Source organism: Streptomyces sp. ISL-36, from assembly GCF_018614205.1.
GTDB lineage: Bacteria > Actinomycetota > Actinomycetes > Streptomycetales > Streptomycetaceae > Streptomyces.
On sequence record NZ_JAGGOS010000022.1, the window covers coordinates 13,530 to 27,242 of the forward strand.

The window sequence follows — 13,713 nt, forward strand, 5'->3', positions numbered from 1 at the left end:
ATGTCTCCCCTTGGAGAGTGCTCATGCGTGCCCTGACCGTCCGCCCCGAAGCCGCTCATTCGTTGGAAGTCCGGGACGTCCCGGAGCCGGTGCCCGGCCGCGGCGAACTGATGGTGGACGGATTGGCGGTGGGCGTCTGCGGCACGGACAAGGAGATCACGGCCGGGGAATACGGGTGGGCACCGGCCGGGCGCGACCGGCTGATCCTGGGGCATGAGTCGCTGGGCCGCGTCCGTCAGGCCCCGTCGGGCAGCGGCTTCCAGGATGGCGACCTCGTCGTGGGTGTGGTGCGTCGGCCCGACCCCGAGCCGTGCGGGGCGTGCGCCCACGGCGAGTTCGACATGTGCCGCAATGGGCGCTACACCGAGCGCGGAATCAAGGAACGCGACGGGTACGCCAGCCGGTTCTGGACCGTGGAGAGCGATTACGCGGTGAGGCTCGACCCGCGCTTGGAGGAGGTCGGCGTCCTGATGGAGCCCACCACCGTGGTGGCCAAGGCGTGGGAGCAGGTGGAGAGGGTCGGCGGCCGGGCCTGGTTCGAACCCCGGCGAGTGCTGGTGACAGGGGCGGGACCGATCGGCCTGCTGGCCGCGCTGCTCGGCGTACAGCGCGGGCTGGACGTGCACGTTCTGGACCGCGTCACCACCGGTCCGAAACCGGCTCTGGTGGCGGGCCTCGGCGCGACCTATCACAGCGAGGACATCGATCAGGTGACTTCCGCGGTCCGCCCCGATGTGGTGATCGAGGCGACAGGGGCGGGATCTGTGGTCTTCGGCGCCATGGCCGGAACGGCCACGTACGGAGTCATGTGCCTGACCGGCGTGTCACCGAAGGGACGCACCCTTTCCGTCGACGCGGGAAGCGTCAACCGGGACCTCGTGCTGGAGAACGACGCGGTCGTGGGCTCCGTCAATGCCAACCTGCGCCACTACCACCAGGCCGCCGACGCGCTCGCCAAGGCCGACCTCACGTGGCTGGAGCGCATGATCACCCGGCGGGTACCGCTCGAGGACGCCACCGAGGCTTTCAGCGCACACGACGATGACATCAAGGTGATCATCACCCTGGGCTGAACACCGCTCCCCGACCGGGGCCGGCGTTGCGCCGTGCAGGCGGAAGGAGCGAGGGACCGGGTGCACGGCGGTGGGCCGGGGTACAGCCAGGGGATGGGTCGCTGTGGCCCTGCCAAGGAGGAGCGATGTCCCAGCAGGTCCGCGAGGTGATGACGAGTGATGTGGTCGCGGTCGGTCCGCTGATGCCGGTGGTGGAGGTCGCCCGGCTGATGCGGGAAGAGGACATCGGGGCGGTGCTGGTCGCTGAAAACGGTCAGCTTCGCGGGCTGGTCACGGACCGGGATCTTGTGGTGCGGGTTCTGGCGGAGGGCGGGGACGTAACGGGCCGCATCGTGCAGGAGGCGTGCAGCACCGAGCTGGTCAGTGTCTCGCCGGACGACGATGTCGATCGGGCGGTCCGACTCATGCGGGCGCACGCCGTGCGACGCCTGCCCGTGGTCGAGCACGGTCAGCCGGTGGGCATCGTTTCGCTGGGCGATGTGGCGGTCGAACGCGATCCTGGCTCTGCCTTGGGTGACATCAGTGCCGCGGAACCGAGCGACTCGCGGAACCGAGCGAGTAGACGCTCCCCCGGGTGATCAGCCACGCCGGTCGCAGGGCGAGGACGCGCCTGCGGGTGAGGACGAGCCCGGGCAGCCGGCCTCCCACCGTCTCGACGCATCAGTGGTGGATCCCATGACAGGGGTCACGGCCGGGGCTCCGTCGTGGGGCGGGCCAGGCCCAGGCCGGTGCCCAGGAGTTTGCGGAGCGCGATCACCGAGGCCGCCAGGACGATGCTGTCCCAGGACGGCTCGCCGGCCAGGCGGATCAGACCGGCGGCGGTCAGGAAGTCGAGCAGCACGGCCAGGGCCGGACGGACCGTGTGTGTCAGGCGATAGGAAGCCATGGCCGAGACGAGCCCGGCAGCAGTGATCAGTACGGCTGCGGTCTCCAGCCAGGGCTTCATGCCGGCAGGTCCTTGGCGCTGTGCTGGAGCGGTGCGTCAGGATGTTCGATCTCCGCCCGCTCCTGGGCGATCTCTCGGCCGAGGAAGTAATTGAGGGCGGTCCGGATCGCGGCGATGGCCGCCAGCTGTCCGATTTCGGTGAAGCTCGGCGCGACCGCGGTGCGCAGGACGTCTCCGGCGAGCTGGAACTCCAGGCCGAGAACGAGAAAGCGGCCCAGGCTCAGCCGGATGCGGTTGAAGCCGGCCACCCGGCCCCGGCCCCCTGCCCGCACGAACTGGATGAAAGCCCAGATCGCGCCGATGAAGATGATCAGAGCGCCGACGGACTCGATCAGCCGGACAAGCAGGCCGATCACGTCGCGCAGCGTCGACTCGGGCAGAAGCTCCACCGACAAGGTCATGGGTCAGCCGGTACCCGGCCGCACTGCCCGTGATGCCCGGCATGCTCCGACCAGCCCAGCCGGCAGGACACCGTCCCCACATGATGAGCGCACTAGCCGGCCACGTCAGGGGTGAAGAGGCGAGGGCAGTCCTTTGGACAGCAAGGCTGTAGGGGATAGGTAGCCTGACGAAATGCTTACAGAAGTGACAGCGACCCGCTATGTCACGCCCCTGCGTGAGGGCGGCTCGCTCCCCGGGATCGTCGAGGCCGACGATCTCGGCACGTACGTCATGAAGTTCACCGGCGCCGGGCAGGGCCGCAAGACCCTGGTCGCCGAGGTCATCTGCGGAGAGCTCGCCCGTCGGCTCGGGCTGCGGGTGCCCGAGCTGGTGACCATCCAGCTCGACCCCGTCATCGGACTCTCCGAGCCCGACCAGGAGGTCCAGGAGCTGCTCAAGGCGAGCGGGGGCCTCAACCTCGGGATGGACTATCTGCCCGGCTCGCTGGGGTTCGATCCGCTCGCCTACGAGGTGGACCCGAAGGAGGCGGGGAAGGTCGTCTGGTTCGACGCGGTGATCAACAACGTCGACCGGTCCTGGCGCAACCCGAACCTGCTGGTCTGGCACGGCGACCTGTGGCTGATCGACCACGGCGCCACCATGATCTGGCACCACAACTGGCCGGGCGTCCAGGCGTCCGCGGCCAAGCCGTACGACGCCTCCGACCATGCTCTCGCTCCGTTCGGCCCTGATGTCGCCTCCGCCGCCGCCGAGCTGGCGCCGCTGGTGACGCGGGAACTGCTCGACGAGGTCGCCGCCGACGTGCCCGACGAGTGGCTGGTCGACGAGCCCGGCTTCGAGACGACCGACGATCTGCGCGCCGCCTACGTCGAGGCGCTGCTCTCGCGCGCCGCGACCATCCACGAGCGGATCACCGTGGGGCCGCGCACCGAGCGCAAGCCCTCGCAGGCGCCAGGCTGGCTGGCCGACCGCCTCGCCCCCCGGGCGCACTCCAGCCGGAAGGACGGCTCCGCGTGACCGAGCGAGATGTCTTCGAGTACGCGCTCCTGCGCGTCGTGCCCCGCGTCGAGCGCGGCGAGTTCTTCAACGCCGGTGTGGTGGTTTACTGCCGGGCCAAGTCCTTCGTCGCTGCCCGCACCCATCTGGACGAGACCAAGCTGAAGGCGCTCGACCCGGGCGCGGACCTGATCGGCGTACGGGCCGCGCTGCGCGCCGTCGAAGGCGTCTGCCGGGGCGGCGACGACGCCGGGCAGGCCGCCGGCGACGACGCCGGACGGCGCTTTCGCTGGCTGATCGCGCCCCGCTCCACGGTCGTCCAGCCGGGCCCGGTGCACACCGGCCTGACCTCCGATCCGGAGGCGGAGGTCGAAAGGCTGCTCGATCTGCTGGTGCGCTGAGCCGGTCGTGCACGGCGCGGAGTGATCCGGTGCACCCGGTGGGCCGTTGACACCGGGTGCCAGGGCTTCTAGCGTCTCGTCTGCGGAAGGTACTAAGCGGTCGCTCATGTGCGGGACGTACCGTGGGGGCCGCATCCAGGGATGATCCAAGGGCGAGGAGAACCAGCATGTCCACCACCGAGCAGCGCGTAGCCGTCGTCACCGGCGCGGCGCGGGGCATTGGCGCCGCGACCGCGGTACGGCTGGCTGCGGAGGGCCGCGCCGTCGCCGTACTCGACCTCGACGAGGCGGCCTGCAAGGACACCGTCGAGAAGATCACCGCCGCCGGTGGCACCGCCATCGCCGTCGGCTGCGACGTCTCCGACAGCGCCCAGGTGGAGGCCGCGGTCGCCCGCGTCGCCACCGAGCTGGGCGCTCCGACGATCCTCGTCAACAACGCGGGTGTGCTCCGCGACAACCTGCTCTTCAAGATGAGCGAGTCCGACTGGGACACGGTCATGAACGTGCACCTCAAGGGCGCGTTCCTGATGGCCAAGGCCTGCCAGAAGCACATGGTCGACGCGGGCTTCGGCCGGATCGTCTCGCTCTCCTCGTCCTCGGCGCTCGGCAACCGCGGCCAGGCCAACTACTCCGCGGTCAAGGCCGGCCTGCAGGGCTTCACCAAGACGCTCGCCAAGGAGCTCGGCAAGTTCGGCATCACCGCCAACGCCGTCGCCCCGGGCTTCATCGTCACCGAGATGACCGCGCAGACCGCCGAGCGGGTCGGCATGGGCTTCGAGGAGTTCCAGGCCGCGGCCGCCTCCATGATCCCGGTCCAGCGGGTCGGCAAGCCCGAGGACATCGCCAACGCCATCGCCTTCTTCACGGGCGACGACGCCGGCTTCGTCTCCGGCCAGGTCCTGTACGTGGCCGGCGGCCCGCTCAACTGACGCGCGCGGACTTCGAGGAGACGGACATGAGCACGCAGGAACCGCCCGAGCTGTCGGGCAAGGTCGCACTGGTCACGGGCGCCAGCCGGGGCATCGGCTACGGCGTCGCCGAGGCGCTCGTCGCCCGCGGCGACCGGGTGTGCATCACCGGGCGAGGCGAGGAGGCCCTCAAGGAGGCCGTCGAGAAGCTCGGCTCCGACCGGGTGATCGGCGTAGCCGGCAAGGCCCACGACGAGGCCCACCAGGCCGCCGCCGTCGCGGCGACGATGGAGGCTTTCGGCCGCGTCGACTTCCTGGTCAACAATGCCGGGACGAACCCCGTTTTCGGGCCGATCGCCGAACTCGACCTGAATGTCGCCCGCAAGGTCTACGAGACCAATGTGATCTCCGCGCTCGGTTTCGCCCAGCAGACCTGGCGCGCCTGGCAGAAGGAGCACGGCGGCGCGATCGTGAACATCGCCTCGGTCGCCGGTATCTCCGCCTCGCCGTTCATCGGCGCGTACGGGATGAGCAAGGCCGCCATGGTCAATCTGACGCTCCAGCTGGCGCACGAATTCGCGCCCGTGGTCCGGGTCAACGCCATCGCCCCCGCGGTCGTGAAGACCAAGTTCGCCCAGGCGCTCTACGAGGGCCGGGAGGCGGAGGCGGCGGCCGCGTACCCGCTCGGCCGACTCGGCGTCCCCGAGGACATCGGCGGCGCGGCGGCCTTCCTCACCTCCGACCAGTCGGACTGGATCACCGGTCAGACGCTCGTGGTCGACGGGGGGATTTTCCTCAACGCCGGTGTCGGGTGACCGGTATCCGGACACTTCCCTGAATTCCTGACCGGTTTGGACCCGGTTATTCCTTGATTGCGTCAAGTGCCCCGCCAGGGTCGAACATTGACCTGGCGGGGCGCTGCGGTATGGTCGGCCGACCCATGGCTGAACGAGGAGCGTGCACGTGTTCAACCGGACCAGTCTGCAGGCCGCTGCAGCCCTTGCGTCCATATCCCTGGTGTCCGGATGTGGCGTGTTTTCGGACGCCGAATCCGCCGGGGAGCAGAGGATCGTCGTCGGCACGACGAGTTCTCCCACCACGCTCGATCCCGCAGCCGCTTGGGACAATTCCTGGGAGCTGTTCCGAAACGTCTTCCAGACGTTGGTGAGTTTCCCGACCGGGAGCACGAACCCGCAGTCCGACGCCGCCGACTGTAAATTCAAGGACACCTCCAGCCGGCTCTTCGAGTGCAAGCTCGTCGAGGGTCTGCAATTCTCGAACGGGCACAAACTGGACGCCAAGGCCGTCCAGTACTCCATCGAGCGCATCCGCAAGATCGATGTCGACGGCGGCCCCAACGGGATGCTGGGCTCCCTCGACACGATCGAGACCGTCGACGACCGCACGGTCGTCTTCCGGCTGAACAAGCCCGACGCCACCTTCCCGTTCGTTCTCGCCACGCCCGCCATGTCGCTGGTGGACCCGGCCGAGTACCCCGCCGACAAGCTCCGCGAGGACGGCAAGCTCGTCGGCTCCGGCCCCTACGTCCTCGACGAGTACACCGAGGGCGACAAGGCCGAGCTGACGAAGAACCCCACTTACAAGGGGTTCGCCGACCGCAAGAACGGCGGCGTGACCATCCGGTACTTCAAGGAGTCCGAGGCGATGGTCACCGCGCTGAAGAAGAAGGAGATCGACGCCACCTACCGCGGTCTCACCGCCGAGGAGGTGGTCGACCTCCAGTCCGGCGACGACGAGAACAAGGGTCTCCAGCTCGTCGAGTCCACCGGCGCCGACATCCGCTACCTCGTCTTCAACGCCGAGGACTCCTCGGTCTCCAAGTCCGCGGTCCGCAAGGCCATCGCCCAGGTCGTCGACCGTGAGGAACTGGTCGCCAAGGTCTACCAGGGCACGGCCGAGCCGCTGTACTCGATGGTCCCCAAGGGCATCGCGGGCCACACCACCGAGTTCTTCGACCGCTTCGGCGAGCCCAGCGCCACCAAGGCCCGCTCGATCCTGCGGGACGCCGGGATCACCGAGCCCGTCGAGCTGACCTTCTGGTTCACCACCGACCGGTACGGCTCGGCCACCGCGCCGGAGTTCGCCGAGCTCAAGCGGCAGCTCGACGCCTCCGGACTCTTCAAGATCACCCTGCGGAGCAAGCCGTGGAAGGAGTTCCAGGCCGGCTACCAGAAGGGTGAGTACCCGGTCTTCGGCCGAGGCTGGTTCCCCGACTTCCCCGACGCGGACAACTTCGTCGCCCCGTTCGTCGGCAAGCAGAACGTGCTGGGCACGCCGTACGTGCGTCCCGAGATCACCGACCAGCTGCTGCCCAGGTCCCGGCGCGAGAGCGACCGCGGGGCGGCCACCGACGAGTTCAAGAAGGCCCAGGAGCTCATGGTGCAGGACGTCCGGCTGCTCCCGCTGTGGCAGGGCAAGCTCTACATCGCGGCCAGCGAGGACATCGGCGGCGCCGAGCGCGCCCTCGACCCGCAGACCGTCATGCAGATGTGGGAGCTCAACCGCAGGGCCAGCTGGTAGCGGCGGGCCGGCGGGCGGGAGGCCCGCGCGGAGGCGTTGTCAGTGGCCACCGGTAGGTTCTGTGATCGTAGAAACGAAGGCCTACCGGAGGTTGTTGACGTGACCGACACCGACATGCTGCCCGAGTCCTGGCGCGGCGTCCTCGGCGACGAGCTGCAGAAGCCGTACTTCAAGCAGCTCACCGAGTTCGTCGAGGAGGAGCGGGCAAAGGGGCCGGTGTACCCGCCGCGCGACGAGGTCTTCGCCGCCCTCGCGGCGACCCCGTACGACAAGGTGAAGGTCCTGGTCCTCGGCCAGGACCCGTACCACGGAGAGGGGCAGGGGCACGGCCTTTGCTTCTCCGTGCGGCCGGGCGTCAAGACCCCGCCCTCCCTGCGCAACATCTACAAGGAGATGCACGAGGAGCTCGGACACCCCGTGCCGGACAACGGCTATCTGATGCCGTGGGCCGAGCAGGGCGTCCTGCTGCTCAACGCGGTCCTGACCGTCCGCGCCGGCGAGGCCAACTCGCACAAGGGGCAGGGCTGGGAGAAGTTCACGGACGCCGTGATCAGCGCGGTCGCCTCGCGGCCGGACCCGGCCGTCTTCGTGCTCTGGGGCAACTACGCGCAGAAGAAGCTCCCGCTGATCGACGAGGAGCGCCACGTGGTGGTGAAGGGCGCGCACCCCTCACCGCTGTCGGCGAAGAAGTTCTTCGGCTCCCGCCCCTTCACCCAGATCGACGCGGCGATCGCGGCCCAGGGCCACGAGCCGATCGACTGGCGCATTCCGAACCTGGGCTGAGCCGGCCGCCGACTGAGCCGGCCGCCGAGCCCGCCCGGACGGCATCGGCTGAGCCCGCCCGGCCGACAGCAGCAGCGCCCGCCCGGCTGACAGGCCCCGGCCGTCGCCCGAGCCTGTGCCGGATCGGGGTTCGCTGCGGCTAGCGTCGGACCTCCGGACGGAGAGCGCGTGGAGGCCGCAGTGACCGAGCAGCAGCAGGTGTCGGACGACGGCGTCATGACCAGGATCGGGCAGACGATGATGCTCCTCCACGGAGGGGACCGCGAAGAGGCGCGCAACCGCTTCGGGGAGCTGTGGGCGCAGATCGGCCCGGACGGAGACCCCCTGCACCGCTGCACGCTCGCCCACTACATGGCGGACGCGCAGGACGACCCGGACTCCGAGCTGGCCTGGGACCTGCGGGCACTGCTGGCGGCGGAGGGGCTGAGCGAGGAGCGGCTCGCCAAGCACGACTCGGCGGTCGCGCTGCGTGCCCTGTACCCCTCGCTCCATCTCAACCTGGCCGCCGACTACGTGAAGCTGCAGCGACCCGACGCGGCGCGGACCCATCTGGACCGGGCCCGCGCGGCGTCGGACGTCCTGGACGACGACGGATACGGCAACGGCGTGCGCGCCGCGATCGCGCGTCTGGAGGTACGGCTCCGCTCGCAGTGAGGCTCCGCCGCGGGGGCCGCCGGGCGCCGGGCCGCGGAGCCGGTGGGGCTACGGAGCGGCCGGGCGCCGGGCCGCGGAGCGGGGGTGGGGCTGTCGGAGCCGCCGGGCTGCCCGAGCCGGCGGGGCTCACCTTCGATACGTACTCCGGCAGATCTTCGCCTGGTCGCTGTCGCGGCCCCAGCCTCCGTACCGTTCGCCCAGATCGCAGACGTCGGCGCGGTTGCGCGGCGGCTCCATCCGCGTCGGCGGCTCACCGCCGGGCCGGCGCCGTTTCTGGGGCGGGGCGGACGGCCGCTCCTTCGCCTTCCGTGCACCGGCTCTGCCCTTGCCGTTGCCCTTCCCGCTCCGCTCCTCCTGCTGCGCGGTGGCGGGTGCCGACGCCGAGGGCGGCGGAGGCTCGGGCAGTGCCGCTTCGAGCGCCTCACGGGCCGGACCCTCGACGATCTGCGGCGCCACGTCCTGGGTGGGGCGGCTGATCTCCTGGGGAGACGCCGGAGGCGCCGGGGGCACCTCCACCGAGACGCAGCCGGAGAGCGCGGCGACCGCCACCCCGACCAGGATCTTCACTGTCGTTCTCGTTCCATGCACCCGCGCAACTCTGCTGCTCCGGTGGCGATCTTCGTACCCCTACCGGCGGGGAATGCCCCGCACGGGTGATGACGACGATCAGGGTGACAGGTCCGAGGGCCCGCCCGATCCCAGCATGCCGTGCAACAACTCCGCGAAGCCGGTGCGCAGTTCGTCGCGGCTCGGTACGGACGAGTGGAACGACCCCGCCGCGCAGGAGAACATCAGCCCCTCGCACCAGGCGATCAGGGAGAGCGCGTGCCGCTCGGGCGCCGGTGAGCCGGCGTCCGCCATCATCGCGGTCAGCGGACCGCGGAACGCCGACCCCGCCGCGTCGTAGAACGTACGCAGTTCGGGGCGGCGGGTGGCCTCGAGGGCGAGTTCGTAGCGTGAGACGAGCAGCGCCCGGTGGTCGGTGAGGTAGCGGTGCAGGGCGAGCGCGAGGGCGTCCACCAGGGCTCCGGCGCCGCTGTCGGGCCCCGGCATCTCGTGCGGGGTGAGGACACGGGCCTCCAGCTCCGCCTGGCGTCGGACCGCGGTCTCCAGCAGCGCCTGGCGGGTGCGGGCATGGTTGGACGTCGACCCCTGCGGCAGCCCCGCCCGCTCGTCCACGGCGCGATGGGTGAGACCGCGCATCCCCCGTTCGACGAGGAGGTCGAGCGCGGCGTCGCCGATCCGCTCGGCCCGGGAGGCGGCCGTGACGACCGCGTCGGAGGAGGAGGAAGGTCCAGGGGTCGGTGCGCTCATGAGGACAACCTACTACCCAGTCGACTACAGCTGTAGTACGGTCATCGTGTCACTACAGATGTAGTAGCCCGAGGAGCAGCCATGGACCAGCACCGTGCCGTCGTCGTCGGAGCCGGAATCGGCGGCCTCACCGCCGCCGTCGCCCTGCACCAGCAGGGCTGGGACGTCACCGTCCTGGAGCGCGCCACCGCACTCACCCCCGTGGGGGCCGGCATCGGCCTCGCCCCCAACTCCCAGCGCGCCCTGGACGTCATCGGCCTCGGCGACCGTGTCCGCGAACTGTCCGCCTGGCAGGGGGACGGCGGCATGCGCGCCCCCGACGGCCGCTGGCTCGCCCGTACCAGCGCCAAGGCCGCCGCCGACCGCTTCGGCGGACCGCTCGTCCTGCTGCACCGCGCCACCCTCGTCGACCTGCTCGCCTCCGCCCTCCCCGACGGAGTCGTACGGACCGGCGTCGCCGCGTCCCTCGCCGACCCCGGTGACGACGAACGGCCCGCCGTCGTCGCCACCCCCGACGGCGAGATCGAGGCCGAACTCGTCCTCGGCGCGGACGGCATCCACTCGGCGGTCCGCCGCGCCCTCTTTCCCCACTACCCGGGGCCGAGCTACTCCGGCTTCACCACCTGGCGCGTCGTCGTCCCCGCCCCCGACCGGCCCTTCGCCCCGCACGAGACCTGGGGACCCGGCCGCCTCTGGGGCACCCAGCCCCTCAAGGACGGCAGGATCTACGCCTACGCGATGGCCGCGGCCCCCGCCGGTGCCCACGCCCCCGACGACGAGAAGGCCGAACTCCTGCGCCTCTTCGGCGACTGGCACCATCCGGTTCCCGACATCCTCGCCGCCGCCGAACCCTCCGGGGTCCTGCGCCACGACGTCCACCACATGCCCGAACCGCTGCCCGCCTTCCACCGCGGCCGGGTCGCCCTGGTCGGCGACGCCGCCCACGCCATGGAGCCCACCCTCGGCCAGGGCGGCAACCAGGCCATCGAAGACGCGGTCGTCCTCGCCCACCACGCCGGGCGCGAACCGCTGCCGAGCCGCGCGCTGGCCGCGTACACCGCCGACCGGCTTCCGCGCACCACGGCGATCGTCCGCAAGGCCGCCCTTACCGGCCGGCTCACGCTCCTCTCCGGCCGCCCCGCGGTCGCCCTGCGCAACGCGCTGATCACCGCCGTCTCCCGCTTCGGTCCCGGTCTCGTCCTGCGCGGTTTCGACGGCATCGCCGACTGGCGCCCCCCGGTTCCCGCCGACCGGCGCCGCGTAAGCTGACCGGCGCGAGCGGCGTACGAGCCGCACGCGTCGGGCGACGAGGAACGGCGAAGGAGACCCCGTGAAGGTTGGCTGCATCGGACTCGGTGACATCGCGCAGAAGGCGTATCTCCCCGTCCTCGCCGCCCTTCCCGGAGTCGAACTCCACCTGCAGACGCGTACGCGTGCCACCCTGGACCGGATCGCCGAGATCCACCACGTGCCGGCCGTGCGGCGCCACAGCGACCTCGACTCGCTGCTCTCCGCCGGCCTCGACGCCGCCTTCGTGCACGCGCCGACCTCCGCCCACGCCGAGATCACCACCCGGCTCCTGCAGGCCGGCGTGGCGACCTACGTCGACAAGCCGCTCGCCTACGAATACGCCGAGTCCGAGCGGCTCGTGGAGCTCGCCGAGGAGCGCGGGGTCAGCCTGACCGTCGGCTTCAACCGCCGCCTGGCACCCGGATACGCGCAGTGCCTCGAGCACCCGCGCGAGCTGATCCTCATGCAGAAGAACCGGATCGGCCTCCCCGAGGACCCGCGCACCCTCGTCCTCGACGACTTCATCCATGTCGTGGACACCCTGCGCTTCCTGCTCCCGGGAGAGGTCGAGCACACCGACGTACGGGCACGGATCCGGGACGGTCTCATGCACCACGTCGTGCTCCAGCTCTCCGGCGACGGCTTCACCGCCATCGGCGTGATGAACCGGATGAACGGCTCCACCGAGGAGATCCTGGAGGTCTCCGGCCAGGACACCAAGCGCCAGATCCTCAACCTCGCGGAGATCGTCGACCACAAGGGGCAGCCGACCGTCCGGCGGCGAGGGGACTGGGTGCCGGTCGCCCGGCAGCGCGGCATCGAGCAGGCGGTGCTCGTCTTCCTCGACGCCGTGCGGGCCGGTCGGCGGCTCAGCGCCCGGGACGCGCTGATGACCCACGAGCTCTGCGAGCGCGTGGTGCGCGAGGCCCTGACCCAGGCCTCCTGAGCGCGCCCATGCCCTCGGCCGCGCACAGCGCCGCCAGGACGGTCAGCGCGCCGTACAGCGGCCAGTCGCCGTACCGGACGTAGCCGGTGGTCGTCCGCGCGAGGGGCAGCTCGTAGACGCCCGCCGTGCTCCGGTCGGTGCCGAGGGGCGTGCCGATCCGCGCACCGTCCGGGCCGTACACCGCGCTGACGCCGGTCAGCGTCGCGTGCACCACCGGACGGCCTGACTCCGCCGCACGCAGCGCCCCCAGCGAGGCGTGCTGCGCGGGCGCCCAGCTGTCCTGGAAGGTCGAGGTCGCCGACTGGGCGATCAACAGACCGGCGCCGTCACGGGTCAGCCGCCTGGTCATGTCCGGGAACGCCGACTCGAAGCAGACCAGCGGGCCGATCCGCAGCGCCGGAACGCCGCCATCGGCCGGCAGGTTCATCACCACCGGCTCGACGCCCCGCCGCCGGTCCTCGCCCGCCGCCTTGCCGACCGACGTCACCCAGCCGAGGACCGCGCGCGCCGGTACGTACTCCCCGAACGGCACCAGCCGCATCTTGTCGTACCGGTCTCCCGTCGGCCCGCCGTCCCCGACCAGCACGCTGCTCTTGAAGATGCCGGGCCGGTCCGAGCGGCGGGCGTCCACATTCACCAGGATCGGGGCGTCCACCGTGCGTGCGAGGGCGGTGAGCCGGGCGGCGAGGTCCGGGCGGGTCGTCAGATCGGCGCCGACACTGCTCTCGCCCCAGACGACCAGGTCCAGGTCCTGCCCGGCGAGGCCGCGCGTCAGCTGCTCGCCACGGGCGAACCTGCGCTCGGCGCCGCCCGATCCGTCGAACACGCCCGGCTGGACGACCGCGATCCGCGCCGTCCCCTGCTCGCGCGGCGGCGCGACCCCCCACCAGACGACCCCGACGGTGAGCGCGCACACCACGAGCCCGACCAGAGCGGTGATCCGTACGGCCGCCGCCGATGCCACCAGAAGCGCCACAGCCGTGTTGACCGCGACCACCAGCAGGCTCACCAGCCACACACCGCCGACGGAGGCGAGCCGCAGCGCCGGAGCCACCTGCCACTGACTGGCGCCGAGAAGACCCCACGGGCCGCCCAAGGCCTCCCAGGAGCGGGCGAGTTCGACGAGCAGCCAGCCGGAGGGGACGACGAGGAGCGAGGCGACGGCGCGCGGACCGGACGGCCCGTCGCCGAGCATGGCCCGCACCAGCCACCCCCAGGGAACCCACAACAGCCCGAGCAGCCCGGCCAGTACGAGGATGAAGACATGCAGGCTCGGCATCAGCCAGTGGTGCACGGCCAGCATGAAGCCGAGGCCGCCCAACCAGCCTTCGAGGGCCGCCCGGCGGGCGGTCGGTGCCGTGCGGAGCAGCAGCATCCACGGGACGAGGGCGACGTAGGCGAGCCACCAGAGGGCGGGCGCGGGGAACGCGAGCGCGGGCAGGGCGCCGGCGGCGACGGC

General features: G+C 71.2%; 16 protein-coding genes. 11 read left to right on the forward strand and 5 right to left on the reverse strand.

Features of this window, described 5'->3' with window-relative positions; all coding sequences use genetic code 11:
* Nucleotides 1–23 precede the first annotated feature (23 nt).
* Together J7E93_RS06120 and J7E93_RS06125 are read left to right on the forward strand one after the other, a co-directional pair.
* Nucleotides 24–1,073 (forward strand): glucose 1-dehydrogenase, encoded by a 1,050-nt coding sequence (locus J7E93_RS06120; protein ID WP_215066228.1) that lies wholly within the window; start codon nucleotides 24–26, stop codon nucleotides 1,071–1,073.
* A 125-nt stretch (nucleotides 1,074–1,198) separates the two neighbouring features.
* Complete coding sequence (locus J7E93_RS06125) at nucleotides 1,199–1,651, forward strand: CBS domain-containing protein (RefSeq protein WP_215066229.1); 453 nt, start codon at nucleotides 1,199–1,201, stop codon at nucleotides 1,649–1,651.
* A 107-nt stretch (nucleotides 1,652–1,758) separates the two neighbouring features.
* Here J7E93_RS06125 and J7E93_RS06130 read toward each other — a convergent pair whose 3' ends face one another.
* Nucleotides 1,759–2,019: a DUF1622 domain-containing protein gene (locus J7E93_RS06130; protein WP_215066230.1), complete on the reverse strand. Its 261-nt coding sequence runs from the start codon at nucleotides 2,017–2,019 to the stop codon at nucleotides 1,759–1,761.
* Complete coding sequence (locus J7E93_RS06135; RefSeq protein ID WP_215066231.1) at nucleotides 2,016–2,420, reverse strand: DUF1622 domain-containing protein; 405 nt, start codon at nucleotides 2,418–2,420, stop codon at nucleotides 2,016–2,018. The genes J7E93_RS06130 and J7E93_RS06135 overlap by 4 nt, the downstream gene beginning before the upstream one ends.
* A gap of 172 nt (nucleotides 2,421–2,592) precedes the next feature.
* On the opposite strand from J7E93_RS06135, the gene J7E93_RS06140 reads away from it, so the two are divergent.
* The 7 genes from J7E93_RS06140 (at nucleotide 2,593) to J7E93_RS06170 (ending at nucleotide 8,704) form a co-directional block, all read left to right on the forward strand.
* On the forward strand, nucleotides 2,593–3,438 hold the full coding sequence (locus J7E93_RS06140) for a HipA family kinase (protein ID WP_215066232.1): 846 nt from the start codon (nucleotides 2,593–2,595) through the stop codon (nucleotides 3,436–3,438).
* Nucleotides 3,435–3,818 carry a DUF3037 domain-containing protein gene (locus tag J7E93_RS06145; protein ID WP_215066233.1) on the forward strand — a complete coding sequence of 128 codons (384 nt, stop codon included), beginning with the start codon at nucleotides 3,435–3,437 and terminating at the stop codon, nucleotides 3,816–3,818. Before J7E93_RS06140 ends, J7E93_RS06145 begins: the two co-directional genes overlap by 4 nt.
* 167 nt (nucleotides 3,819–3,985) lie before the next feature.
* Nucleotides 3,986–4,747 (forward strand): 3-oxoacyl-ACP reductase FabG, encoded by a 762-nt coding sequence (gene fabG / locus J7E93_RS06150; RefSeq protein ID WP_215066234.1) that lies wholly within the window; start codon nucleotides 3,986–3,988, stop codon nucleotides 4,745–4,747.
* A gap of 26 nt (nucleotides 4,748–4,773) precedes the next feature.
* Nucleotides 4,774–5,541 (forward strand): SDR family oxidoreductase, encoded by a 768-nt coding sequence (locus J7E93_RS06155; RefSeq protein WP_215066235.1) that lies wholly within the window; start codon nucleotides 4,774–4,776, stop codon nucleotides 5,539–5,541.
* Nucleotides 5,542–5,689: 148 nt separating this feature from the next.
* Nucleotides 5,690–7,267 (forward strand): ABC transporter substrate-binding protein, encoded by a 1,578-nt coding sequence (locus J7E93_RS06160; RefSeq protein WP_215066236.1) that lies wholly within the window; start codon nucleotides 5,690–5,692, stop codon nucleotides 7,265–7,267.
* Nucleotides 7,268–7,366: 99 nt separating this feature from the next.
* Nucleotides 7,367–8,050, forward strand: coding sequence for a uracil-DNA glycosylase (gene ung, locus J7E93_RS06165; protein WP_215066237.1), 684 nt, complete (start codon nucleotides 7,367–7,369; stop codon nucleotides 8,048–8,050).
* Between the two features lie 180 nt (nucleotides 8,051–8,230).
* Nucleotides 8,231–8,704 (forward strand): hypothetical protein, encoded by a 474-nt coding sequence (locus tag J7E93_RS06170; RefSeq protein ID WP_215066243.1) that lies wholly within the window; start codon nucleotides 8,231–8,233, stop codon nucleotides 8,702–8,704.
* Nucleotides 8,705–8,830: 126 nt separating this feature from the next.
* On the opposite strand, the gene J7E93_RS06175 is transcribed toward J7E93_RS06170, so the two are convergent.
* Both J7E93_RS06175 and J7E93_RS06180 read right to left on the reverse strand, forming a co-directional pair.
* A complete protein-coding gene (locus tag J7E93_RS06175) occupies nucleotides 8,831–9,292 on the reverse strand; it encodes a hypothetical protein (RefSeq protein WP_215066238.1) in 462 nt (153 codons plus the stop codon).
* A 78-nt stretch (nucleotides 9,293–9,370) separates the two neighbouring features.
* Nucleotides 9,371–10,018: a TetR/AcrR family transcriptional regulator gene (locus J7E93_RS06180; protein WP_215066239.1), complete on the reverse strand. Its 648-nt coding sequence runs from the start codon at nucleotides 10,016–10,018 to the stop codon at nucleotides 9,371–9,373.
* A gap of 81 nt (nucleotides 10,019–10,099) precedes the next feature.
* Here J7E93_RS06180 and J7E93_RS06185 point away from each other — a divergent pair, with 81 nt between their 5' ends.
* Complete coding sequence (locus tag J7E93_RS06185) at nucleotides 10,100–11,287, forward strand: FAD-dependent monooxygenase (protein WP_215066240.1); 1,188 nt, start codon at nucleotides 10,100–10,102, stop codon at nucleotides 11,285–11,287.
* A gap of 61 nt (nucleotides 11,288–11,348) precedes the next feature.
* Nucleotides 11,349–12,254, forward strand: coding sequence for a Gfo/Idh/MocA family protein (locus tag J7E93_RS06190; protein WP_215066241.1), 906 nt, complete (start codon nucleotides 11,349–11,351; stop codon nucleotides 12,252–12,254).
* Here the strand turns inward: J7E93_RS06190 and lnt are convergent.
* On the reverse strand, nucleotides 12,178–13,713 hold a 1,536-nt coding region (gene lnt, locus J7E93_RS06195; RefSeq protein WP_215066242.1), incomplete at its 5' end, for an apolipoprotein N-acyltransferase. The genes J7E93_RS06190 and lnt overlap by 77 nt on opposite strands.

Coding starts and splice junctions, on each gene's coding strand:
- J7E93_RS06135 (WP_215066231.1), bottom strand. CDS start 2,420: ATGACCTTGTCGGTGGAGCTTCTGCCCGAGTCGACGCTGCGCGACGTG.
- J7E93_RS06125 (WP_215066229.1), top strand. CDS start 1,199: ATGTCCCAGCAGGTCCGCGAGGTGATGACGAGTGATGTGGTCGCGGTC.
- J7E93_RS06120 (WP_215066228.1), top strand. CDS start 24: ATGCGTGCCCTGACCGTCCGCCCCGAAGCCGCTCATTCGTTGGAAGTC.
- fabG (WP_215066234.1), top strand. CDS start 3,986: ATGTCCACCACCGAGCAGCGCGTAGCCGTCGTCACCGGCGCGGCGCGG.
- J7E93_RS06185 (WP_215066240.1), top strand. CDS start 10,100: ATGGACCAGCACCGTGCCGTCGTCGTCGGAGCCGGAATCGGCGGCCTC.
- J7E93_RS06130 (WP_215066230.1), bottom strand. CDS start 2,019: ATGAAGCCCTGGCTGGAGACCGCAGCCGTACTGATCACTGCTGCCGGG.
- J7E93_RS06180 (WP_215066239.1), bottom strand. CDS start 10,018: ATGAGCGCACCGACCCCTGGACCTTCCTCCTCCTCCGACGCGGTCGTC.
- J7E93_RS06140 (WP_215066232.1), top strand. CDS start 2,593: ATGCTTACAGAAGTGACAGCGACCCGCTATGTCACGCCCCTGCGTGAG.
- J7E93_RS06155 (WP_215066235.1), top strand. CDS start 4,774: ATGAGCACGCAGGAACCGCCCGAGCTGTCGGGCAAGGTCGCACTGGTC.